Annotated in this window: 28 protein-coding genes; 18 read left to right on the forward strand and 10 right to left on the reverse strand. The window is 65.3% G+C overall.

Annotated elements, in window-relative coordinates; all coding sequences use genetic code 11:
• Positions 1-145: 145 nt before the first annotated feature.
• From FEK34_RS24230 to FEK34_RS24240, 3 genes are read left to right on the forward strand one after another with little or no spacing between them, the layout of a single operon-like run.
• Positions 146-1,075 (forward strand): ABC transporter ATP-binding protein, encoded by a 930-nt coding sequence (locus FEK34_RS24230; protein WP_138451318.1) that lies wholly within the window; start codon positions 146-148, stop codon positions 1,073-1,075.
• Positions 1,072-1,923 (forward strand): ABC transporter permease, encoded by an 852-nt coding sequence (locus FEK34_RS24235; protein WP_138451320.1) that lies wholly within the window; start codon positions 1,072-1,074, stop codon positions 1,921-1,923. The genes FEK34_RS24230 and FEK34_RS24235 overlap by 4 nt, the downstream gene beginning before the upstream one ends.
• Complete coding sequence (locus FEK34_RS24240; protein WP_048833765.1) at positions 1,913-2,155, forward strand: helix-turn-helix transcriptional regulator; 243 nt, start codon at positions 1,913-1,915, stop codon at positions 2,153-2,155. The genes FEK34_RS24235 and FEK34_RS24240 overlap by 11 nt, the downstream gene beginning before the upstream one ends.
• Positions 2,156-2,232: 77 nt before the next feature.
• Here FEK34_RS24240 and FEK34_RS24245 read toward each other — a convergent pair whose 3' ends face one another.
• A complete protein-coding gene (locus FEK34_RS24245) occupies positions 2,233-3,192 on the reverse strand; it encodes an NAD(P)-dependent oxidoreductase (RefSeq protein WP_283206616.1) in 960 nt (319 codons plus the stop codon).
• Positions 3,193-3,291: 99 nt separating this feature from the next.
• Here FEK34_RS24245 and FEK34_RS24250 point away from each other — a divergent pair, with 99 nt between their 5' ends.
• Positions 3,292-3,606: a winged helix-turn-helix transcriptional regulator gene (locus FEK34_RS24250; protein WP_086008289.1), complete on the forward strand. Its 315-nt coding sequence runs from the start codon at positions 3,292-3,294 to the stop codon at positions 3,604-3,606.
• Positions 3,607-3,754: 148 nt separating this feature from the next.
• Here FEK34_RS24250 and FEK34_RS24255 read toward each other — a convergent pair whose 3' ends face one another.
• Positions 3,755-4,888, reverse strand: a complete 1,134-nt coding sequence (locus tag FEK34_RS24255) for a glycerate kinase (protein WP_138451324.1) — start codon at positions 4,886-4,888, stop codon at positions 3,755-3,757.
• Positions 4,889-5,008: 120 nt separating this feature from the next.
• On the opposite strand from FEK34_RS24255, the gene FEK34_RS24260 reads away from it, so the two are divergent.
• Positions 5,009-5,320: a GNAT family N-acetyltransferase gene (locus FEK34_RS24260; protein WP_014353566.1), complete on the forward strand. Its 312-nt coding sequence runs from the start codon at positions 5,009-5,011 to the stop codon at positions 5,318-5,320.
• A gap of 183 nt (positions 5,321-5,503) precedes the next feature.
• Here FEK34_RS24260 and FEK34_RS24265 read toward each other — a convergent pair whose 3' ends face one another.
• On the reverse strand, positions 5,504-6,265 hold the full coding sequence (locus FEK34_RS24265; protein WP_138451326.1) for a lysophospholipid acyltransferase family protein: 762 nt from the start codon (positions 6,263-6,265) through the stop codon (positions 5,504-5,506).
• Between FEK34_RS24265 and FEK34_RS30155 the strand changes: the two genes are divergently transcribed.
• Positions 6,260-6,490, forward strand: coding sequence for a hypothetical protein (locus FEK34_RS30155; RefSeq protein WP_162471525.1), 231 nt, complete (start codon positions 6,260-6,262; stop codon positions 6,488-6,490). The two genes, FEK34_RS24265 and FEK34_RS30155, sit on opposite strands and share 6 nt — an antisense overlap.
• The gene (locus FEK34_RS24270; RefSeq protein ID WP_048833766.1) at positions 6,400-7,044 is read left to right on the forward strand and encodes a YqgE/AlgH family protein; all 645 of its coding nucleotides are present in this window, start codon (positions 6,400-6,402) and stop codon (positions 7,042-7,044) included. Before FEK34_RS30155 ends, FEK34_RS24270 begins: the two co-directional genes overlap by 91 nt.
• 103 nt (positions 7,045-7,147) lie before the next feature.
• Here the strand turns inward: FEK34_RS24270 and FEK34_RS24275 are convergent, their stop codons facing one another.
• The 3 genes from FEK34_RS24275 to FEK34_RS24285 form a co-directional block, all read right to left on the reverse strand.
• On the reverse strand, positions 7,148-7,942 hold the full coding sequence (locus tag FEK34_RS24275; RefSeq protein ID WP_138451328.1) for an ABC transporter permease: 795 nt from the start codon (positions 7,940-7,942) through the stop codon (positions 7,148-7,150).
• Complete coding sequence (locus FEK34_RS24280) at positions 7,939-8,904, reverse strand: ATP-binding cassette domain-containing protein (RefSeq protein WP_138451330.1); 966 nt, start codon at positions 8,902-8,904, stop codon at positions 7,939-7,941. Before FEK34_RS24280 ends, FEK34_RS24275 begins: the two co-directional genes overlap by 4 nt.
• Before the next feature lie 150 nt (positions 8,905-9,054).
• Positions 9,055-9,576: an EXLDI protein gene (locus tag FEK34_RS24285; protein WP_138451332.1), complete on the reverse strand. Its 522-nt coding sequence runs from the start codon at positions 9,574-9,576 to the stop codon at positions 9,055-9,057.
• Between the two features lie 143 nt (positions 9,577-9,719).
• On the opposite strand from FEK34_RS24285, the gene FEK34_RS24290 reads away from it, so the two are divergent.
• From FEK34_RS24290 to FEK34_RS24320, 7 genes are all read left to right on the forward strand, one after another.
• On the forward strand, positions 9,720-11,468 hold the full coding sequence (locus FEK34_RS24290; RefSeq protein ID WP_138451334.1) for a thiamine pyrophosphate-binding protein: 1,749 nt from the start codon (positions 9,720-9,722) through the stop codon (positions 11,466-11,468).
• Entirely contained in the window at positions 11,465-12,124 is a 660-nt protein-coding gene (locus FEK34_RS24295; RefSeq protein ID WP_014353573.1) for an SRPBCC family protein, read from the forward strand. Before FEK34_RS24290 ends, FEK34_RS24295 begins: the two co-directional genes overlap by 4 nt.
• Positions 12,124-13,146, forward strand: coding sequence for a 3-oxoacyl-ACP synthase III family protein (locus FEK34_RS24300; protein ID WP_138451336.1), 1,023 nt, complete (start codon positions 12,124-12,126; stop codon positions 13,144-13,146). The genes FEK34_RS24295 and FEK34_RS24300 overlap by 1 nt, the downstream gene beginning before the upstream one ends.
• Before the next feature lie 286 nt (positions 13,147-13,432).
• Positions 13,433-14,722, forward strand: a complete 1,290-nt coding sequence (locus FEK34_RS24305) for an aminotransferase class I/II-fold pyridoxal phosphate-dependent enzyme (protein WP_138451338.1) — start codon at positions 13,433-13,435, stop codon at positions 14,720-14,722.
• A gap of 418 nt (positions 14,723-15,140) precedes the next feature.
• Complete coding sequence (locus FEK34_RS24310) at positions 15,141-16,268, forward strand: hypothetical protein (protein WP_138451340.1); 1,128 nt, start codon at positions 15,141-15,143, stop codon at positions 16,266-16,268.
• A 49-nt stretch (positions 16,269-16,317) separates the two neighbouring features.
• A complete protein-coding gene (locus tag FEK34_RS24315) occupies positions 16,318-17,025 on the forward strand; it encodes a hypothetical protein (protein ID WP_138451342.1) in 708 nt (235 codons plus the stop codon).
• Between the two features lie 137 nt (positions 17,026-17,162).
• Positions 17,163-17,558, forward strand: coding sequence for a hypothetical protein (locus FEK34_RS24320; RefSeq protein ID WP_138451344.1), 396 nt, complete (start codon positions 17,163-17,165; stop codon positions 17,556-17,558).
• 127 nt (positions 17,559-17,685) lie between these two features.
• Here FEK34_RS24320 and FEK34_RS24325 read toward each other — a convergent pair whose 3' ends face one another.
• Genes FEK34_RS24325 through FEK34_RS24335 form a run of 4 tightly spaced genes read right to left on the reverse strand, consistent with a single transcriptional unit; the run spans position 17,686 to position 19,704 of the window.
• Positions 17,686-18,651, reverse strand: coding sequence for an NAD-dependent epimerase/dehydratase family protein (locus tag FEK34_RS24325; RefSeq protein WP_171048361.1), 966 nt, complete (start codon positions 18,649-18,651; stop codon positions 17,686-17,688).
• Positions 18,648-19,034: a hypothetical protein gene (locus FEK34_RS30160; RefSeq protein WP_171048362.1), complete on the reverse strand. Its 387-nt coding sequence runs from the start codon at positions 19,032-19,034 to the stop codon at positions 18,648-18,650. The genes FEK34_RS24325 and FEK34_RS30160 overlap by 4 nt, the downstream gene beginning before the upstream one ends.
• Positions 19,035-19,039: 5 nt before the next feature.
• Complete coding sequence (locus FEK34_RS24330; RefSeq protein WP_138451348.1) at positions 19,040-19,423, reverse strand: hypothetical protein; 384 nt, start codon at positions 19,421-19,423, stop codon at positions 19,040-19,042.
• Entirely contained in the window at positions 19,423-19,704 is a 282-nt protein-coding gene (locus FEK34_RS24335; RefSeq protein ID WP_138451350.1) for a hypothetical protein, read from the reverse strand. Before FEK34_RS24335 ends, FEK34_RS24330 begins: the two co-directional genes overlap by 1 nt.
• A gap of 518 nt (positions 19,705-20,222) precedes the next feature.
• Here FEK34_RS24335 and FEK34_RS24340 point away from each other — a divergent pair.
• The 4 genes from FEK34_RS24340 (at position 20,223) to FEK34_RS24355 (ending at position 22,510) form a co-directional block, all read left to right on the forward strand.
• Complete coding sequence (locus FEK34_RS24340) at positions 20,223-21,134, forward strand: helix-turn-helix domain-containing protein (protein WP_138451352.1); 912 nt, start codon at positions 20,223-20,225, stop codon at positions 21,132-21,134.
• Positions 21,121-21,324 (forward strand): DUF397 domain-containing protein, encoded by a 204-nt coding sequence (locus tag FEK34_RS24345; protein ID WP_138451354.1) that lies wholly within the window; start codon positions 21,121-21,123, stop codon positions 21,322-21,324. Before FEK34_RS24340 ends, FEK34_RS24345 begins: the two co-directional genes overlap by 14 nt.
• Before the next feature lie 237 nt (positions 21,325-21,561).
• Positions 21,562-22,125 carry a DUF3558 domain-containing protein gene (locus FEK34_RS24350; RefSeq protein ID WP_138451357.1) on the forward strand — a complete coding sequence of 188 codons (564 nt, stop codon included), beginning with the start codon at positions 21,562-21,564 and terminating at the stop codon, positions 22,123-22,125.
• Between the two features lie 10 nt (positions 22,126-22,135).
• Positions 22,136-22,510 carry a hypothetical protein gene (locus FEK34_RS24355; RefSeq protein ID WP_014353582.1) on the forward strand — a complete coding sequence of 125 codons (375 nt, stop codon included), beginning with the start codon at positions 22,136-22,138 and terminating at the stop codon, positions 22,508-22,510.
• The last annotated feature ends 20 nt before the right edge of the window (positions 22,511-22,530 follow it).

Here is a 22,530-nt window from a genome sequence, read left to right on the forward strand (position 1 = left end):
TCGTGATACGCAGCCGTTTGGCTGCATGAACTCAGAATAGGCAACCAATCGGCTGCATGTCAACGGGCAACTAGCGAGCATTGCCACGGCGGAATGTAGTACGTATGCTACGAGTCATCATCAACCCACGACAGGGAGGGAAACCATGACTGTGGGTGACGGCGTAGTGCTCGACGTGGAGCAGCTGCGCATGCGCTACGGAACCAAGGACGTCCTCGACGGCGTCTCTTTCCAGGCGCGACACGGCGAAGTGCTGGTCATGCTCGGCCCCAACGGGGCGGGCAAGACCACCACCATCGAAATCCTCGAGGGATTCCGCGTGCCCTCGGCGGGCAGAGTCGAAGTGCTGGGGGTGAATCCGGCGCACGGCGACGAGGCCTGGCGGTCGCGGATCGGCGTGGTGCTGCAATCGTGGCGCGACCACAAGAAGTGGCGCCTGCGAGAACTGCTGTCCTATCTGGGCACGTTCTACGGCCCGTACAGCACCGGGGGCAGCCAAAAGCCCTGGGACACCGATGAACTCATCGACCTGGTCGGCCTCACCGAGCAGGCCGGCGCCAAGATCGCGACCTTGTCCGGCGGGCAACGTCGCAGGCTGGACGTGGCGATCGGCGTGGTCGGCAAGCCCGAGGTGCTGTTCCTGGACGAGCCGACCGCCGGTTTCGATCCGGAAGCCCGGCGCGAATTCCACGACCTGATCCATCGTTTGGCCGATGAGCAGCAGACCACCATCCTGCTCACCACCCACGATCTGGACGAGGCCGAGAAACTGGCCGATCGCATCCTGATCCTGGCCGGTGGCCGCATCATCGCCGACGGTTCCGCCGACGAACTCTCCCGCCGGGTCTCGGTCGACGCCGAGGTGCGCTGGACCAGAGACGGCCAGCGTTTCGTGCACACCACCACCGAGTCGACCAAATTCGTCTACGAGCTGTTCCAGCAGTTCGGCGAGGACATCGGGGAACTCGAGGTGCGGCGCGCCTCACTCGAGGAGACCTATATGTCGCTGGTCCGTCATTACGAGAACGGCACGACCGATGCCGAGATCCACGCCATCGAGGAGGTCGTGCGATGAACCCGACTACCGTCGCGATCCGGGCCGGATTCCGCCGGGCGCGCATCGAACTGCGAATGCTGTTCACCAACGGCGAGGACCTCGGCGGCATCCTGCTCAGCCCGATCCTGCTGCTGACCGCCCTGTTCTTCATGCGCAACAGCACATTCCAGGACACCGACCTGAAGCTGGGCGCGCTGGCGTTGCCGGGGGTGATCGGCTCGGTCGTCGCGTTCAACGGCCTCTACGGCATCGCCCAGTACCTGGTGCTCGACCGCGAGGACGGCACGCTGCTGCGCGCCAAGGCCACGCCGAACGGCATGATCGGCTACTTGATCGGCAAGCTCGGCGCCAACGCCGGATCGGTGCTCGCGCAGGTGGCTATCCTGCTGGGCGTGGGCATGGTGATCGTGGGAGGTGTGTCGCTCGACAGCGTCGGGTCCTGGCTGACGCTGGCGTGGGTCCTTGCGCTCGGCCTGCTCGCCATCTCCTCGCTCGGCGCGATCATCGGCTCGATCTTCGACGATCCCCGCGGCCTGTTCTTCTTCACCATGCCGCTGATGGGGCTGGTCGCCATCTCCGGCATCTTCTATCCGATCACCGGGCTGCCCGGCTGGTTGCAGGTGGTCGGACAGGTGTTCCCGATGTACTGGCTCGGCCTCGGTATGCGTTCGGCGTTGCTGCCCGATGGCGCGCGGGCGGTCGAGCTCGAAGGCTCCTGGCGTCATCTGGAAACGGCTGCGGTGCTCGGCGTCTGGTCGGCTGCCGCACTGCTCATCGCACCGATCGTGATGCGCCGGATGGCGCGCCGCGAGTCGGGTGCGGCGATGGCCGAACGGCGGGAGAAAGCGTTGCAGCGTGCCTACTGAGGTCATCTACAACCGGATCGCGATGCTGCGCGCCGAGCGCGGCATCTCCCGGCGCGAGCTCGCGGAAGCGCTCGGCGTGCACTACCAGACCATCGGATATCTGGAGCGCGGCGAGTACAGCCCGAGCCTGCATCTGGCCTTGCGGATCGCCCAGTATTTCGAGGTGGCGGTGGAGGTCGTCTTCTCCACCACCCCCTTCCCCCGGCTCGGGTCGTCCTCGGAATCGGCCTGATCTCACGCTGCGCGGCAGCGGACAGCCGGAACGCCACCATCGGCGTTCCGGCTCGTCCGATTCACGCGCCCGCCCGATCAGGACTTCGTCCCACCGAACAGCTCGAACACCGACACCGGCTTGCCCGCTTCCTCGGTCGCCGCGATCGCCTTGCGCCAGATGCCCTGGGCCACATGGGAGATGGTGGCGTCGACGCCGACTTCTTCGCTGGCGTCGATGATGTGCTGGGCGCCGGCGTCCATCATCTTGAAGGCCGACAGATCGCCCCAGCCGCCCTGCTTGGCCTGGTTCGCGTACTCCTCCATGAAGAAGGGGTAGGCGCCGGCGGCGCGCTGGGCGAACGGCAGGAACTGGCCGACGTCCTGGCCGGAGCGGGCGATGACGGCCAGCGCCTGATCGTAGGCGAGCATCCACGGATGGAAGACGATGAGCAGGGCCTGGTAGAAGACCTGCGCGAGACCGTCATCGGTGCCGAGGTACTCCGGCGGGCTGAGCGGGCGCAGCAGCTCGACGTGCGCTTCGAACACCTCGCTCGGACCGCTGTAGAAGATGTAGGAGGCCGGGTGCTCGATATTGTCGCCGGCCGACATCACGCCGCCGGAGATGAATTCGGCGCCGTGCGAACGCACCCACTGCGCACCCTTGCGCGCCTTCTCCGGCGAATCCGAGGACAGGTTCGCGATCACCTTGCCCGCGAGATGGTCGGTGGCCTGGCCGAGCACGTCGTACATGGCGTCGTAGTGGGTCAGGCTCACCACGGTCACCTCGTTGGCGTCGAGCGCCTCGGCGACGGTGTTCGCCCGCTTGGCACCCAGTTCCACCATGGCGTCGACCTTGGCGCTGCTGCGGTTCCACACCGTGACCTCGGTGCCCGCCTTCAAGAAGGCCCGCACCATGGCCTGACCCATCGGCCCGAGACCGATGACCGAGACCGAGGCCGTGCTGCTCTGCTGAGACATATGCTGATCCTTCGAAAGTCGATACGGTTTCTGTCGGCGCCGGTCTCTATGGTTCGTCTGTGCAGGTAGGCGCGACAAGACCGCACGTGCGGGTACGGTTGCTTACGTCGAGGTCCGTATCGAGGTCAGGAGGATCCAGTGACGATCGGCAGTGACGCGGATCACGATGCGTGTGGTATGAGCGTGGCGATCGACGTCGTCGGCGGGAAATGGCGGCTGCACCTGATGTGGGTGCTGGCCGACGGTCCGCGCCGTTTCGGCGAGATCCGCCGCCTGCTCGGCGGCGTCAGCGAGAAGGTGCTCACCGAGAACCTGCGCCATCTGGAGACCTCCGGCGTCGTGCATCGCGAGGTGTTCCCGGAGATCCCGCCCCGCGTCGAGTACTCGCTCACGCCGGTGGGCGCCGAGCTCGCGGCCGCGCTTCGCCCGCTGGAGGAGTGGGGCGATCGGCATCGCCACGAGCTGCTGCCGAAGTTGATGTCGGCGAGCTGATCGGTTCGACAACGGCTCGGCCACGACCGCACCCGGGGGACCGTTGAACGATCAGTTCGCGCCGATGCCACCGGAACCGGCCGGTTTCGGCACACCCGGGGTGCGCGGTCCCCGAGAGCGCCGGGTCGCCGACATCGTTGCCTGCGCTCTATGACAGCTTCCGCTCACCCAGCCGTTCGGCGGCGATCCGCTCCCCGACCTGTTCGAGTAGCGGTGCGGCCTCGGCCATCGATCGGCCCGGATCGGGTTCCACATCGGCCAGGGCGTAGCCGGCCATGAAGCCTTCCGCGGTGAGCTCGTCCGGCGCGAGGTCGATGCGTCCGGCGACGGCGATGACGGGCACGCCCGCCGATCGCGCGGCAGCGCAGACTCCCATCGGCGCTTTCCCGTGCAGGGTCTGCCGGTCCAGGCACCCTTCGCCGGTGATGACAACGCTGGCCGATTCCAGCACCGCCCCGAAGTCGAGCAGTTCGAGCACCACCTCGATGCCACTGCGCATCTGCGCCCCGAGCGCGGCCATCGCACCGAAGCCGGTACCGCCCGCCGCACCCGCACCAGGACGACCGGCATGCGTTTCGCCGACCAGTGCGGCCCAATTCTGGAGTGCCGCTTCGAGAACCGCCTGGTCCTCGGGTCCCGCGCCCTTCTGCGCGGAATACACCGCGACGGCACCCGAGGGCCCGAGCAGCGGATTGTCCACATCACTGGCGATGACGAACGTCGCCTCCGCCAGGCCGGGATGCAATCCTCTCAGGTCCAACCGCTTCGCATCCCGCAAAGCCGCACCGCCCCTTGGCACTTCGTGCCCGCCCGGGCCGTAGATGCGCGCCCCGAGCGCCGTCAGCATGCCCGCCCCGCCGTCGGTCGACGCGCTACCGCCGAGTCCGAGCACGATCCGTTCGGCACCCACTGACAGCGCGTGCGCGATGACGACGCCGAGCCCGAACGTGCTGGCGTGCAACGGATCCGGGCGTCCATCGGGAAGCTTCGCCAGACCGACGACCGCGGCGAGTTCGATCACCGCGGTGTCGCCGCGCACCGCATAGGAGGCTTCCACCGTCTCGCCGGTCGGCCCGGGGGCGGGCAGGGTGACCCGCGTCCACCCCGCCGAGACGAACGCGTCGACGGTCCCGTCCCCGCCGTCGGCCACCGGCACCCGCACCACCCGCGCGTCCGGGCACACCCGCGCGATGCCTGTGGCCAGCGCCGATGCCACCTCGGCAGCGGACAGCGATCCTTTGAATTTGTCCGGGGCGAGTACGACGGTCGGCACCGACTCCATCCTGAGATTGTCCAATGCCGCGCCGTCTGCCGCACCCCGGCGCGCGACCCGCGTCCCGGCCACCGATACGACCACGCGATGCGATGTGTCCGCGGCCCGCCGGTGGAGTAGCTTCGAGCCATGTCGACAGAGGTCCGCAACAACACCGCACTGGAACGCTTCGAGATCTACGTCGACGGCGCGATCGCCGGGTACGCGGAGTACCAGGACACCAATGCCGAACGTGCTTTCGTGCACACCGAGATCTACTCCCAGTACGAGGGCCAGGGCTACGGCCGCATGCTCGTCGAGACCTCGCTGAACCAGACCCGCGCCGACCATCTCGGCGCCCTGCCGATGTGCCCGATGGTGCGCCACTTCGTGGAGACCCGCCCGGAGTACCTGCCGATGGTGCCGCACTGGGCCCGCGGGCGCCTCGGGCTCCCGCAGTAGACAGCCCGGCCGAGCGCACAGCGTCTTCCCCCGGCACCATCCCGCCCGGCGTGTTCTTCATCGCGCGGCCGGTGCGCTGCCCGAAATGGGCCTGAGCCCGGGGCGCGCCGCGGTTCGCCGAGAGTATCCAGGCGCAACCCAGCTGAGATCAGCGGCCGACGCGGGCTGCGATCGGCCGCGCGCTCAGTACGCCGCGACGGCCCCGTCCAGCGCCTGCTGAAGATCCGTCTTCACCAACCGCGCGATCTCGCCGGGCCGGGCGGGCAGGTCCACGATCGGCACCCCGAAGTAGAAGCTGGCCGACTTCGCCTCCTCTTTGGTCGGCTCCACCGCCGGATCGGGGCGAGGCCCGTAGCTGAGGCCGATGCTGAGCAGCGCGGGGTCCGTGCCCAGCTTCATGGTGCGGAAGGCGATATGCCCGATGCCGCTGCCGACGGGCTGCACCTTGGTGGGGTCGACGTCGTTGCAGGTGCCTTCGGGGAAGACCGCGAGGCAGTCGCCGTCGTGCATGCGTTCGGCACAGATGTCCATCATCCGCTGGCCCGCCGCGTTCACCGCGCGCAGTCCGTGGTCGCGGCCACGGAAGACGGGAATGCCGCCCATCATGTCGATCTTGCGGCGTTGATCGCGTTCGAGGAACAGCTCGTCTTTGGCCAGCACCCGCACCCGGCCGATGATGGGTCGCAGTTCGCTGCGCCAGGCGGCCGCGGCGACGGTGTAGGGGTCGAGCTGGGACAGGTGATTGATCGCGATCAGCAGCGGTTTGCGGGAACGGATCAGTTCCGCGATCCGCGCCCTGGCGCCGGCGGCATAGCTGATCCGCGGCCGGAAACGCCGTCCGAGCAGGGCGTATGCCGCGCGCGCCTGGAACCGCCGCTGCTGATGCGAGCGGTAGTAGTCGTACACGGCATCGCTGTTTTCGAGGACGACCTCGGGCGGTTGCATGCCGCCGACTCTACGACGCCGCTCGTCCCGGTCAACGCCCATGTTGATCTTGTCACCGAGCTCGCGCGTGTTCGCCGCGACACGGAACGCGAAGACAAGCGGCGCGACGGCGCGATAGCTGCGATGATGACGGTGTGGCACGCGCAGAAGACCCGGATGATCGGAAAACTCGCGGCGGTGGCGGTGAGCACGGCAGGCGAAGTTTTCACCGTGGTGAGCAAGTAGTCCGCGCGGGCACCCTGCTGGTGTCCTCGACCGAACTCGTGGAACCCACTTTCCGGCGCACCGTCATCTACATCATCGAACACAACGACGCCGGCAGCCTCGGCGTGGTGATCAACCGCCCGAGCGATACGGCCGTCCATGATGTGCTGCCGCAGTGGGCCGAGGTGGCGGCCGCGCCGCGCACCCTGTTCGTCGGCGGTCCGGTCAAACGCGATGCCGCGCTATGCCTCGGCACGCTGCGGGTCGGCGCGTCCATCGAGGGTGTGGCGGGTCTGCGCCGGATCGACGGCCGGGTGGTGTTGATCGATCTGGACAGCGATCCCACCCGGATCGCCCCGCTGGTGGAGGGTGTTCGTATCTTCGCCGGGTACGCGGGCTGGACGTTCGGGCAGCTCGAGGGCGAACTGGAGCAGGACGATTGGATCGTGCTCTCGGCGCTGCCGAGTGATCCGATCACCTCCCGCCGCACCGATCTGTGGGCCGAGGTCCTGCGCAGGCAGCCCCTGCCGTTGTCGCTGCTGGCGACTCATCCGATCGAGCTCGAACGCAACTGAGTCGACGGCCCGGCATCGGCTGCGACGCGAGAGGCCCGCGGCTTCACCTGCCCCGCACACGCCGACGATCCCCCGCCGCGGCAGGGGATCGAAGGGGCAGGGCTCAGCTGGCCTGCTTCTTGAACAGCGACATCGACCACAGGTAGCCGACGCCGGCGATGCCCGCGCACCAGGCCAGCGAGACGACCCCGTTGACGCCGATCTCGGTGCCCATCAGCAGTCCGCGGATGGTTTCGGTGATCGGGGTGAACGGCTGGTATTCGGCGAACCAGCGCAGCACCGTCGGCATGGTGTCGGTGGGGACGAGACCGCTGCCGAGGAACGGCATCATCACGATCGGGAAGGGCATATTGCTCGCGCTTTCCGGGTTCGGCGCGGCGAGCCCGAAGCCGACGGCCAGCCAGGTGAAGGCGAACACCACCAGCATCAGCAGTCCGATGACGGCCACCCATTCCACCGGTGTGGCGTCGGGCCGGAAGCCCATCAGCATCGCGACCCCGAGCATGCCCGCCATAGCGAAGGTGCCCTGGATCAGCGTGCCGACCACATGCCCGGTGAGCATGGCCGACTGCGCGATGGCCATCACCCGGAACCGGTTGACGATGCCCTTGGTGATGTCGGTGGCCAGCATGACCGCCACCGACACCGTCAGGTACGCGGGCAGCAACAGCAACATGCCCGGCGCCAGATAGTTGATGTACTTCGTGCCGGGTTCGAGCCCGGCTTCCAGCGCTCCGCCGAAGACGTAGTTGAACACCAGCAGCAGCACCGTCGGCATGATCAGGATGCTGAACGCCATGCTCGGGTAGCGCCGCACGTGCAGCAGGTTGCGCCGCAGCATGGTCAGCGAATCGGCGAAGACGGACGGGGACGAGGCCTGGATGGTCGCGGTGGTCATCGCACGGGCTCCTTGTCAGCGACGGGGTTTCCGGTGAGGGTGAGGAAGACGTCGTCCAGGTTCGGGGTGTGGACCGACAGTCCTTCGGCGGGAATGTGGAATTCGTCGAGCCGGTCGAGCACGGCGCGCACCGAGCCGATTCCGCCGTCGCTCGGGATCGCGAGGGTGAGTTCGTCCTCGATGGGGCGGGCGCTGGAACCGAACGCCGTGGCCGCCGCGTCCAGATCGCCGCGTTCGGCGAATAGCAGGCGGATGTGGCCGCCGGGTACGAGCCGCTTCAGTTCCGCCGCGGTGCCTTCGGCGACGATGGTGCCGTGGTCGAGCACCGCGATGCGGTCGGCGAGCTGGTCGGCTTCCTCGAGGTATTGGGTGGTGAGGAAGACGGTGACGCTGTAGCTGTCGACGAGTTCGCGGATGATCTCCCACATCGAGCGCCGGCTGCGTGGGTCGAGGCCGGTGGTGGGTTCGTCGAGGAAGATGATGCGCGGGTCGCCGACCAGCGTCATCGCCAGGTCCAGGCGCCTGGTCATGCCACCGGAGTAGGTGGAGGCCGGCTTGTCCGCGGCTTCGGTGAGGTCGAAGCGTTCGAGCAGGTCGGCGGCGAGCGATTTGCCGACGCGCCGGGGCAGATGATGCAGGTCGGCCATCAGCATCAGGTTTTCCCGGCCGGTGAGCAGTTCGTCGACCGCGGAGAACTGTCCGGTGACGCCGATCGCCGCCTTCACCGCGTCGCGGTCGGTGTCCAGGTCGTACCCGCCGACCTGGATTTCGCCGCCGTCGCAGCCGATCAGGGTGGTGAGGATCTGGACGGTCGTCGTCTTGCCCGCGCCGTTGGGGCCGAGCAGCGAGAAGATCGTGCCTTCCGGCACGTTCAGGTCGATGCCGTCGAGAACTACCTTGTCGCCGTAGGACTTTCGGAGTCCGGAGACCCAGATCGCCGGTGCGCGTCCACCTGTGGACATGGCTTTTCCTTCCTGGAATTTCTCATAAAACAATGCGAATGACAGCATGAGTTCTCCGCACCGCTCCCCTCGGGGAGCGGCGGTGTCGGATGTGGATGTTCAGTTGGGCCGGTTCGGCCGACGCGGTGGCGTCGGCCCTACCCGGCTACCTCAGATGTCCAGCTCTTCGATGGGCGGACGGTCGGCGATGTCGGCGACCCGCTGGAAGAGCTTGTCGGGCATCTTGCCCTTCAATTCCGCGAGCGTGTCCACGATTTCCAGCGTGAAATCACCCCAATCCGCATCGCTCGGGCCGGCGAGCATGCGCCGCCAGCTCTTCCAACTCGTCCAGTCCTTCACGGCGACGTCGGGATACTCGTCCCAGTTGGAAATCTGCGAGTGCAGGACGAACTTTCCCTTGCGGCTTCGAAAGACCCGGATGTGCTCCATGGCGGTGTCGTTCATATCCCGCCATTCACCGAGCAGTGAACCTTCGAACCGGACCTGCCGGACACCGTTGTGCCCGACCCGGAGCACGATTTCCTCGAATCCTTCCTGCCTGCCCTCCTCCAGTTCGATGAACCGGCGCAGCGCAGTGACCACGGCCCCCGACAGATTGCCGCCGACGAGCTCCTGGGCCCGCTGGAACAGGGGGAGATCGTCATCGGCAACGTAGATCGTCTTGTTGGGCATGACAGTGACTATACGTAGATGTATACGTACACGCAAGACTTCCGGAAAAACCGGCTCCGATCAGGCTGAACCCGGACGCGAGCGCCCCCGTATCTCCTTCTAGGCGGCGCGCAGCACTGCCCTCGGCGCTGGAAGGAGGTGCGATGCCCGACAGAGTTGTGGACTATCTGGTTCGCGCCATGCCGGACCTCGATGTGCGGCATATCTTCGGCGTCGACGGCGCCAATATCGAAGACCTCTACGACGCCATCTTCGACGCAGGCGGCGCGGTGACCGGCGTGGTCGCCAAACACGAATTCTCCGCCGCCACCATGGCCGACGGGTACGCCCGCTCCACCGGCGGACTCGGCGTGGTGGCCGCGACCTCCGGCGGCGGCGCGATGAATCTCGTTGCCGGACTTGCCGAATCGTATGCCTCGCGAGTTCCCGTGCTGGCGTTGATCGGGCAGCCGCCGACCATGTTGGAGGGCCACGGCGCCTTCCAGGATTCGAGCGGGCAGGCCGGCGCGATCGACGCGGTCCGGCTGTTCAGTTCGATCAGCCGCTACTGCGCCCGCGTGGCCCAACCCGGTGAACTGCCCGAGCGGCTGGCGCGGGCGTTGCGTGCGGCCCGGCGCGGCGGGCCGTCGGTGCTGTTGATTCCCAAGGACGTCCAGCAGGCCGAGATGGATGGCATCGGCCCGTTCTGTCCCGATCCCCGCGCCACTTGGCTCGACGAGGACGAACTCGAGCGGGTGCTGACCGCGGTGGAAACCGCCCGTCAGCTGGGCCGGGTGGTGGTGATCGCGGGCGATCAGGTCGCCCGCGACGATGCGCGCACCGCACTGGCCGAGGTGGTGGCCGAACTCGATGCGATGGTCGGCGTCGCCCCCGACGCCAAGGACACCTACGACAATTTCGCGCCGGCGTTCTGCGGTGTCGCGGGCACCATGGGCCATCGGGAGCTGGCCGACGCCCTGGACGAGGCCACCCTGTGCCTGCTGGTCGGCACCCCCATGCCGGTCACCGCGCGCACCGGCCTCGATGAGCTGCTCGGCCGCACCACCATCGCCAGCATCGGGTTGGCCATGCCGCACCTGCCCGCGATCCACGCGACCTGCACCGATGTCGGTGTCGCGTTGCGGATGACCCTGGAGCGGCTGCGCGGCGGACATGACGGGCACGCCGATACCGAGCTCGCCGGTTCCGCCGACTCCACCGGCGCCGCCGCACCGACGACGGTCGCGACCGCGGTCCGCACCACCCTGGTCACCCGCACCGCACCCGCCCGCACACTGACGCCCATGCCGGTGCCCGAATCGCACGGCCCCGGCCTGCACTACCGCCAGATCGTCGACGCCATCCAGGCCGCGCTGCCCGAGGGCGCGGACATCTTCGTGGACGCGGGCAATACCGGCGCCGCCGTGGTGCATCAGCTGCGGGTGCCGCGCGACGGACGCTTCGTCGTCGCGCTCGGAATGGGCGGCATGGGGTACGCGTTCGGCGCGGGCATCGGCTCGGCGTTCGCCCGTTCCCCCGACGGCCACCGCACCGTGGTGATCGCCGGTGACGGCTCGTTCTACATGCACGGGCTGGAATTGCATACCGCCGTCGAGTACGCGCTGCCGGTCACCTTCATCGTGTTCAACAACAACGCCCACGCCATGTGCGTAACCCGTGAACAGCTGCTGTACCGGGATCGCTACAGCTTCAACAGATTCCATCCTGCTTTCTTGGGCGAGGGTGTCGCGGCCATGTTCCCGTCGCTGCGCGCGTGCGCCGTGCACTCGATGGCTGAGCTGCCTGACGCGCTCACCGAATGCCTCGCGGGCCCCGGCCCTTCGTTCGTCTCCATCGATTGCGACCCCGACGAAATCCCGCCCTTCCTGCCCTTCCTGAGGAGTACACCGTGACCACCAGTGCCCTGCCCGCCCTCAGTGATATCGGGGACGACGTGATTCCCGGAATTCTGCGGATCGAGAATTCCGATAAGGAAGCCACCACGCCGATCATCATGGACATGCTGCGGTCGGTGTATCCGCACGATCAGATCTACGGCGACTTCTGCCCCGTCAATGCCTACATTGCGGCGCCGCCGCGGGAGGTCTTCGAATACCTGTCCGACACCAGGTCGCTCGAGGAATGGACCTACAGCCTGCGCGGATTCACCGAAACCGATGAGCCCGGCCTGTGGCTGGCCTACGACCGGCTCGGTGACGCGACCAAGATCTACACCCGCACCGTCACCGATCCGCACGCCATGACGGTCGACTATCACTGCGCCTGGGATCAGGGCGAGCACCTGTGGATGGTGTATCTGATGCGGGTCGTCGACGCGCAGGTGGTGTTCAACAAGCCGGGATCGGTTGTGCTGTGGGTCAATTGCAAACATCCGTTCTACGACGAGAATCCGTATCCGGAGACCGCGCCGCCGAAACGTCCGGTGTGGGTCGGCGATTTCTGGGAGATGTTCTCCGCCGGACACCAATTGGAGATGGACAACCTCAAGGCGATCTGCGAATACCGGGCCGCCCACGGCCTGCCGATCAAACCGGAATGGATGAGCTGATGACGGAAGCGACGCAGGTCAGCCTGGTGGATGTGGCGAGTTATCTGCCCGGTGAGCCGGTCGGGACGGAGTACTTCACCCAGTTCTCCCGGTCGGATCGGATGGCGAAGAATGTCATGTTCCGTTCGCCGAAAACGCGCTATCACGTCGGACGTGACGAAACCGCGGTCGATATGGTCGAGCGGGCGGTGGCGCCGCTGATCGAGCGGCACGGCGCGGATTTCGTGTCCGGGGTCGATGTACTGATCACCCATACCCAATTGCCCGACAACCCCGTCATGGGTTGCGGTGCCGAGGTGGCGCGGCGGCTGAATGCCAAGCCCGGCTGGGTCTTCGACCTGCACAATGGCGGTTGCGCGGCGTTCGTGCACATGATGTCGCTGGCGCAGACCATTCTGCGCACCACCGACGCCAGGACCGCCCTCATCGCCGCCACCCAGAATTGCGCGGGCCCGGTATTCACTCAGCCCGATATCCGCAAACTCGCCCAGGCCCCCGTCCCCGGCGACGGCTGCGGCGTCGGCCTGCTCGTCCGCGACGACAGCGCCCCGATCCTGGATATCGAATGCCGCACCTACCCCGAATTCGCCGGCGATATGGACTTCTCCACCAATGGCGACCGCAAATACTGGGAGCCCGGCGAGGGCCAGGGCTGTGTGAGTTTCACCGAATCGAAGATCACCAAGGTGTTCGCGCGCGGCAATCGGCTGGTCCCGGAAGTGGCGCTGGCGGTGTGCGATCGGATCGGGGTGAAAGGCCGCGATATCGACACCTTCGTCACCAATCAGCCGAACCGGTTGTTCCTGCGTAACTGGCATGACGCGCTGGAGCTGCCGGCGGAACGTCATCCGGATACATTCGACTCCTGCGGAAACCTTTTCGCCGCAGGCATTCCGGTGACATTGGATGTGGAGAACCGGGCGGGCCGCTTGCGCAATGGTTCGGTGGTCCTGATGTCGGCGTTCGCGCATGCGGGCGACTTCGCGGCCGCGGCGGCAGTGCGGTGGGGTGCGGCGCGATGAAGTTTCACCGCGTCGACGGCACCGTTTCGCTGCGAGAATCCGCGGTCCCGCACGGCAACGCCGGGGCCACGGAACGCTGGGGAGCAGTGCCCTCCGGTGCACAGTGTCAGCCAGTATCCGCTCGCACAGGGCCGTTCGCGCCCGTCCGCACGCGCGAGGTGCGGCGGTGAGCATCCACCTGGCCGACCGAAGCCGATCATCGCGGCGATTCCAGGTCGCGCCCGCCCCGGTTCGTTTCGATCTCACCCTGAGCGAGAACCCTTTCCCGCCACTGCCTTCTGTACGCGTGGCGATTCAGCGCGAGGTGGGTCGAGCGAACCGGTATCCCGAGTTCCTGCCGACCCGCCTGCCCGCCGTCATCGCCGACCGGCTGGGCGTCAGCCCGGACCAGGTGGTGGTCGGCTCCGGCGCCACCGGCGTTGCCATGCAGATCCTGCACACCCTTGCCGGGCCTGGGTCCGGCTCGGGCTCGGGCTCGGGCTCGGGCTCGGGCTCGGGCTGGGGCTCCGGCTTCGGGCCCGGGTCCGACTCCGGCTCCGGCTCCGGCTCGGGCTCCGGCTCCGGCTCGGGCTCCGGGGCAGGCGCTGGCGCAGGGCGGGGCTCCGGGCCGGGTTCGGGTTCGGGCTCGGGCTCAGGCTGGGGCTCCGGCTTCGGGACCCGGTCCGACTCCAGCTCCGGGTCGGGCTTCGGGTCTGGCTCCGGGTCCGGTTCGGGCATCGGCTCCGGCAAGGGCTCCAGGTCGGGCTTCGGTTCCGGCTCCGGGTCGGGCTCGGGCTTCGGCTCCGGCTCCGGCTCCGGCTCCGGCTCCGGCTCCGGCTCCGAAATGGTGCTCGGCATGCCGACTTTCGACGGCTACCCGATCATGGCCGGTATGGTCGGCGTCGACGTCGTCGGCGTACCCCTCAACAAGGCCGGCGAGCAAGACCTGCGCGCCATGTCTCGTGCCATCACTTCCCGCACCCGCCTGATAATCCTGTGCCGCCCGCACAACCCGACCGGCACCCTCATCCCCGAGCGCGACCTGCGCCGATTCCTGCGCACCGTCCCCACTCACATCCCGGTGATCCTCGACGAGGCCTACGTCGAATTCCTCCCCGCCGCCGACCGCATCGACCCACGCGCCCTCCTGTCCCGCCACCCGAACCTGCTGATCCTGCGCACCTTCTCCAAGGCCTACGGCCTCGCGGGCCTGCGCATCGGCTACGCCCTCGGCAACACCGCCCTGATCGCCCGAGTCCGCCGCATCCAACTCCCCTTCGGTGTCCCCACCTTCGCGACCGCCGCCGTCACCGCCTGCTACGCGGCCGAACCAGAACTCGCGGTGCGGGTCGCCCGGATCACCGAGGAGCGAGAATCGCTGCGGGAGGCGTTGCGCTGTGCAGGAATCAACGTTCCGCCGAGCTTTGCGAACTTCCTCTACCTGCCCGGTCCGAGAATTGCGACAGCATTGCGCCGGGCAGGGATCGCCGCCAAGGCCTACGCGGATGGGAGTGCGCGGATCGCGGTAGGCGATGTGGATGCGGGACGAGCCGTGCTCGATGCGGTGCGCGCCGTGGCCCGGACCGACTCTCCTTGACCGGACGCGCTTCTAGAGGCTCAACGCGCTCGAGATCGGGATACTCTTACCCCGATCGGACGGCGTCAGTCTTTGAGCATGGCCGGGCGCAGCGGCCCGTCGGTAGGTGGCAGCTGCACAGTCGCCCGCTGCCTGCTCCAATGGACGCTCGGCCAACTTCTTCTATATCCCCGACCCTGTTCCGATCGGCGGCCCACTGTGTCCAAGCCCGTCGGCCCACGTCCAGCCGAAGCTTCCTGTCATCTCGCCGACCCGAGGACAGGTCTCCCGCAGCTCACTCTCACGCACTTGACTTGGTCAACTCGGGAACTAGACTCCCACCGAAAGGTGGTGGGGGTAGTGTTCATTCTTCACAACGCATGCGTGACGGTGCAGTGGGCAACAGCCAGTCCCGAAGGTCGTTTGTCATGGAGTTGGTTTGGCTGACCTATCGGTGGAGCTGGCAGTCCTGGCCGGCTTCGCCACAGATCTTGCGGAACTGAAATCGTGCTCGATCTCGAACACCTCACACCTGTTGCCAGCTGTAGCACTACCCACGGGGTCCACAGGGCTGATGGCGGCGCTCGAGGCATCGATAGAGAGATTTGGCAATGAAGTCGGTGCGGCACTTGATGCCGAAATCACCACCATAGGCAATCTTTGTACTAGTTTGACGACGACAGCAGCAAGTTTCGAATCGACCGACGAAGCGATCTCCGCGAATATATCTAATGCGGGGTCTGATTTGAGTCCTGCGGGCACACAATCCACCAGCGCCGCGAGTCAAGGAGTCAGTCGTTTCAGTGCGTTGCAGCTTCCCAGCCTTCCTGGGGTGTCCGACAACCCGTACACATTGCGGCAGCTCGTTGAAACTGCGATCGGCTTGCTCGCTGTCTACGACGATCGCCTCAATGCAGCAATCGGAATAAGACCGACGGTCGACCTGCTCTCACCGTTGGTAGCGGATTGGGAATCCCTGCAACCGATAGGAAAGCGGATTGCATTACTCGGGATAAACGATTACGTCACGTCCGAGAACCTGATCAATGGTACGAATTGGCTACAGGACAGCTGGTCCGGGGAGGCGGCTCGTAATTTCGCGGAAAGATCGAACAATCTGGGACAGGCAGTCGGCGCAAGAAGTCTCGACTTCGATGCTGTATCTAAGATTGTCGAGAACGGTGGCGCTTACCTCGAGCGAATGGTATACAACCAGGTTGCTGATATCTGCGACAAGGTGCTGCATCCAATGACACTCTATGGAGCAACCTTTCCACTTGGCGCATGGGCGCCACATATTAATAATCCAATCAGAGAACCGCATAAGTCAGAACTCCTGGCGGCTCTCAATGCACTCGAATCATCAATAACTCTGCGCCAGGGGCAGATTCAGACGATGGTTGACAAGCTGTCAGCCGCCCTGGATTACGTGCCCGGAAGGTCGATTCCCACTTTTATTTCCACCGAGTTCGACCTTCCGGATAAGATCACGATCGACCTAGGCGCCCGAAAATTCGGATATGGAGACAATATGTGGTGGGAGGATCGCATTGACTCATTATTCTGACAGCTGCGCTACTTACTCTACTACCTCTTCCCGAAACATGTGGGCGTAGATGTCGATCGATATTCCAGGGATGCCACCAACACCGCCTCCTGACCCGGGCCAGGGCGCGCACGGATCCCAACCTTTATGGGCTCGTTACGACGATTTACAGTTCTTCGACCAAATGATCTTTGCCACCGCCGCAGCAGATGCCGCTGGATTAACCAATGCCGCCGACCATCTAGAACACTATCTTGCGAACACAGGCACAGACTGGACGCTGGATCCAGATCGGATCATGCATGATGAGCCTGCCTTGAAGCTGCATTTCGACAACCTCATAACTGTAGGAGTTTGGGATATCGCGAGGCGAATCGGCAGCGTAACCACCGGCCAGTCAATATCGGCGTCTTTTCAATTAGCATGGAAAGAGTATGTCTTTCGAGACCGGGACTGGTATCTGGCGATCGGCGCGGTAGAAACAACTGCGTGCGGCGCAGTCAAAGTCGAGAAACTGAACAGCGACGGCGAATCGTACAGCATCGACCTCCGTTATCAATGCCACCTGTATGACAGATACAATTGGGACGGCGACAAGCAGACCGAGATCGCTGGATTCACCTGGACTGACCGCGAACTTGGCGCCCTACACACAGCCGGACTGGCGAAAGAATTCGATATGATTGGCTCCTCTACAATCAAACACTACAAAGGAGATTTGCCGCCGGTGGGCGATTTGAATCTCCCAGCGCCGAGTGGGACGGGAACTCCTCGATGACGATTCGTCCATCCGGCGAACAGAGTATCCGACGAAGGCAATGGAGAGGGTGGGCTGCGTGGATGCTCGGACTCTGCCTACTGGTTTCCACCGGACTGTATGGGTGTAATCGCGCTGTCGATCACACCGTCGATCGGATGATGGTGGCGGAAGTCGAAGAGTCGACTAGCCCCGAATTGCTGCGTGAGGCTACAGAATACGGCGAATGGGTACTTCCGCAGATGGCTGAAGTTCTGCTGGTCAAACGCGAAATCATCCGGGACCGCAAGTACCAGATCGCCGTGAAAACCTCCCCAGCCGATCTCGATCTTATGTTGGCGCGCTCTCGGTTCCCCGCTGTCCTCAGGCACCGCCAACCACCCTTCACAGTCAATACGATCGCCGGACCCCCGCTGGAATCGTCACCCCGGATTGAACATGGGCAGGAAGCATGGTTCACCTCGTCGTCCGGCACCGTGATGATTCGCGAAGTCACCGTCGACGTACGGGACGAAACCACGCGAATCGTGCACATCGAGTTCCGCGGTGTTTAGGCTCAAACCGGCGACAGGCATGCTGCACCGCGAGCCTGCCAACGCGTTCTGTCCCAGTCTCATGGGCCGCGGACTAGCTTCGAATGGAAGCCGACAGGCGGCAGTGACCATCGAGCCGCAACGACGTTCACTGCGCCCGATCACCGACCAGTTCTATTCGCAGCGCTGAACGCATCCAGTCGAGTGTTCGGTGTACTCCCTCATGCAGGGAGGTCGTCGGCTCCCACCTGAGCAGCTGTTGGGTTCGTTCGAGGTCTGGTCGCCGCCGGGGGCTGGGCGCTGAGGCGATTCGCAAGGCGAGGTCCTCGGATCTGCTCGGGCGGGTCGCGCTGTCGCTGCGGCGGGCAGGCATGCATTCCACCCAGCCGCGCCCTGCGAGAGCTATGGCTGTGCGCGCGAACTCGCTGAGCGTCACCATCGGGCCGCCGATGTCGACCGGCCCCGCTATTTCGCGGTCGAGCAGGGCGATCAGGGCGGCGACCACATCGGTCACGTAGACGAACGACCGCTCTTCGTCGTCCAGGTACACGGTCTGATCGCGCATAGCGGCAGCGCAGAGCGTTGCGCCGACACCGGCGCCCGGCCTCGAGTGCGGACCGTAGACCTCGAACAGCCGCGCGATGCCCACCCGCGCTCCGGGGTAGTGGCGGGCGGTCGTTTCGGCGATAAGTTCCGCGGCTCCGCGAACGGATTCGGCGTCGAGACGGCTCGTGAAACGCCGCCGGCGATCAGTCTCTCCGTGCGCGCCGGAAGCGATGACGATGCGCGCCCCATGCGCGACAGCCAGATCCAAAGCCGCCATCGCGCCCGCCGACGCCGCCCGGATCACCTCGATCGGATCACCGAATTCTCCGCCACCATGGCCGAAATGGGCGACGTGAGTGATCGCCCCGAGCCCGACGAGCGCACCCGGCACCGTGATATCCGCGCAGCGAAAGGCAAAGTTCGGGTGCGCGCCGAAGTCCCGAATAGCTACGGCCCGCTCGGCGCTGACCGGATCGACAGCGGTGACGCGATCGCCCCGCTGGAGCAGCGCCCGGCACAGATGCGAGCCGAGAAACCCCGCGCCACCGATCACCACGACATGGTTCACGACGCCACCTCCCGACGCCGGTATCGACGCGAGGAATCCGGTGTGATGCGCCCGGCGGCGACCAGCGCGGTGAACGCCGCACGCTTGCGCGCGCAATCGTGTTCGCGGTGATGACGCATGGCTTGATGGGCGTCATCGATGGTCAACGGCGCCAACGGAAGCTCACACGTCCACGCCGTCCAGCCCGCCTGATCGGCCTGCTCGAACACCACAGGCCTGCGTGCAACGCGGTGCGAACGATGCGCACCGGACCGGGCGACCCGGCGATGCGCGTGCGCCCGCCGCGGCGGTTCCTCCGGCCACAAACACCCGATGATGAGCACCGCGATCACACATCCCGCGAGCACCGAAACCACACTCGACATCACATGCCAGGAATCCACCGCCCTCACCCCTCCCGGCCTTCGCCGGCATAGCGGGTGAGCCCATCGAGCACCTGACGCAACGTGGCGAGGTCGGTCATCGCGGTCGACTGTCGAACACTCGCACCCTCATCCACCGCCGCATCCAGCCCGACCGATCCCGCGCCCGACCCGACATCAGACGCCGCAGCGGCAGTCCCGAACTCGATCCCCCGCCGATAAGCCCGCTCCCGTGGACTCACCGACTGCGGCGCGAGCCGCCCGACATGCACCAGCGTGCAATACGCGACCCACTTCCACGCACACCGCTCGACCCGGCACTCCCGATGCCGCCGCATCACCCGATGCGCCAACTCCACATCCGCGACCCCACACACCACCGGCGCCGCAAGCACCTCCTCCCCCGCCATCACGCCGCCCCCGCCAGATACGCCGCCGCACCCCGGCGAGTGGCACATGAAGCCGGACCGCACGGCGTGTCGCCGGTCTCATGCACCACTCGTGCAGCCTCCTCGGCCGAAGGCGGGGCATTGGTGGTGGAGGTTCGGGTCCAAGTGGTTGCGGGGCAGACGGTTTCGAGGTCGTACCCTTCGTCGCAGACCCGCGCCGGGGTGTAATCGGTGTGGGCGAGATCGAACACGACAATGGTCTCGACACCCAGCGCAGCGGCAATACCGAGGGCATACCCCACCGGATCGGGATCCCCACTCGGCGGCCGCACCGTATACACATACCGCCACCCCGACTTCATGGCGTACCTGCGTATCTCAGCCGCATGCCGGACAGCATGCGGCCCGGAAACCTCCTCACGAACAAACCCGATAACGGCCGGTCTGCGGCCACCCGGCCCGACCTCCACGACGCGCGGATCTGACATGTGCCCCTCCGAAACATGATCGATGGACGAGATCTGAGGCGTCCGAGCGGTCCGCGGCAACGAATCAACGTCAGGGGATCAATCGGCGACCGCCTCGCCGATCAGCTCGCTCCCGCCGATGCTGTTGTGAGTCTGGGGGATTCGTATGCGTGGTCTTTCGGTGTTGCTCGAACGTTGGGGACTAGGACACCACCGTTGACCAGCAAGAACCAGAGAAATCGGGTACCCGAAGCAAATTGACCCGAAAGCCCACGACCCGACCCGATTGTGCTGTACAACAGACCCGATTGCGTTACCGATCCAATCCGATTACGCGACAAAGGGGGAAGACCATGGCAATCACCGACGACGACGAACCCACACCGAGCTCGACTCTGCCCCGACGCCAACTCGGCCGATTTCTGCGAGACTCACGCGACGCGAACGGCCTGACCATCGCCAAAGCGGCCAAACTCGTAGACCTGTCATCCTCGGCCCTGCAACGCATCGAAGCCGGACAGACACAGAAGGTGCGTAAGCAGGACGTGCGCGCGCTGTGCGAGCTGTACGACGTACGCCCTGACGAGATGCGCGCGGCCGTCGATCTTGCGGAAATGGCGAGGACCCAGAGTTGGTACCACGCATACGGAGGCTTGTACTCCGAGGCATTCAACATGTACGTCGGGCTCGAGGCTGCCGCCCAACGCCTCATCACCTATCAGGAGCACATACCTGGCCTGTTGCAGACCGGGGACTACGCGCGTGCGGTGATCGGCGCCTACCCCGGCTTCACAGACCCCGCTGACATCGAACGCCGGGTTGAGCATCGGCGCAAGCGCCAAGTGATCGTCACTCGCAAATCGCGACCGATCGAGCTGGAAGTGTTGCTGCACGAGTCGGCGCTCCACCGGATCGTCGGCAGCCCGAAGGTGATGGCGGCGCAGTTACGCCACTTGGCTGAGATCTCGAAATTGCCGAATGTCAGCCTGCGAGTACATCCTTTCCGATCGGGGCTGACCTGGGGAATGCCTCACGGTTCGTTCAGCATCCTCGAGTTCGACCAGCCCACCAAGGGTGAGCCGCCCGAACCACCTGTCGTCTTCATCGAAGGAGGGCCGACCCAGGACGTCTATCTCGAGAAGCCCGACGAAGTGCGCCTCTATAGTGAGCTTGCGGCCGCTATCCGTAGCGCATCGCTGGACGAAGTACGAACCCGGGAGCTGATTCGCCGGGTGACGAAGGAGCTCGAGCGTGACCAACTCTGATCTATCCGGGGCGTCGTGGTTCAAGAGCAGCTACAGCGGCAGTCAGAGCGATTGCGTGGAGGTGGCGTGGCTCTCGAGTGGCGTGGGCGTTCGTGACTCGAAGAACCCCGCCGGACCAGCGTTGATGTTCACGGCAAGCGAGTGGGATGCATTTGCACGCGCACTCAGAGGGGGCACCTTCAACCGCTAGCCCGTCCCGGCACGCTCGACACGTTAGTCCCTGGCGAGTGGGCCTGAACGGGGCGAATCGCGTGAGAACCGCCCGCTATCGAGCGCCACTCGGTAGCGGTCGGACCAGCTGGATGGCCGTGCCGGTCGCAGCGCCCGTAGGCTCGTCCGCCTTGTGCTCGAATCGAGTGGAACCGATCGGCACGCTGCTGCGTCCTAGACTACGAGCGGACAAATCGGCAGCTGGACGGGAGCAGCGGTGGGACGACGAACGACAGCGGCAGTAGCGATGCTGGCGGGAACCTTGCTGGCCGCGACCGGGTGCAATGCGACCAACGAGGGAACCGCAACCCCGGTCTCGACCACAGATAAGGCTGTCGCCACCGAAGCACTGTGGGATCCGTGCACACAAGTCGGCGAGGATGTGCTAGCCCAGGTTGGGGTGGATTCGTCCACTAAGGACACCACAATCTCGGGCGTAGAAAACGTGGAGGGGTGGAAGCTCTGCTCGTGGCACAACAAGCCATCCCGCTGGGACTACACGCTGGGCATCTGGTCGACGATCCACACTGTGGACGAAATCAAAGCCGATCCGAATAATACTGATTTTACGGACATAACAGCAGCAGGACGCTCAGGGATCCAGTTCCGGAAAGCGCATGACGCTGCCTACAATTCCGTGTGCTACATCGCCTTTCCGTCCAACGGGCAAACATTTGAAGTCTCTATCTACAAAACTCCACTGACCACGGACGATCGGGATCCCTGCGAAATCGCACTGGCTGCATCCGAGTTCGTAGTTCCCGTGTTTCCAGCAGAGTAGGAATAGCCCGATGAGCCTTGACGCTGAAATCTCGAGATGGCAATACCTCGCCGACCAAGCAAAGTCAGGGAACTTGTACTTGGACGATGCGGTGGCGCGAAGCTGCCGAACGGCGATAGATGACCAGATCAACGTCTACACTGAGTGCCTAGCGGGCATAGAGCGGATGGCGAATGTCACCGGGCTCGGCGATTTCGAGTGCGGCAAGGAACTCGGCAGGTTACTCGGGTTGAAGGCATTTGACCCCGCAGGCGACGGCGACCTGGCGACAGCCCTACGAGACCACCTAAAGGTATTGGCACTCATGGGTGATACGATCCAAGTAACTCTCGACCGCCTGCAAGAGCAGGATTCCACGAATTCGCAAGGCTATAACGGCGTCTGATCCGCAGGGGGGTGCGCGAT

The sequence above is a fragment of the Nocardia cyriacigeorgica genome (assembly GCF_005863245.1).
Classification (GTDB): Bacteria; Actinomycetota; Actinomycetes; order Mycobacteriales; family Mycobacteriaceae; genus Nocardia; species Nocardia cyriacigeorgica_C.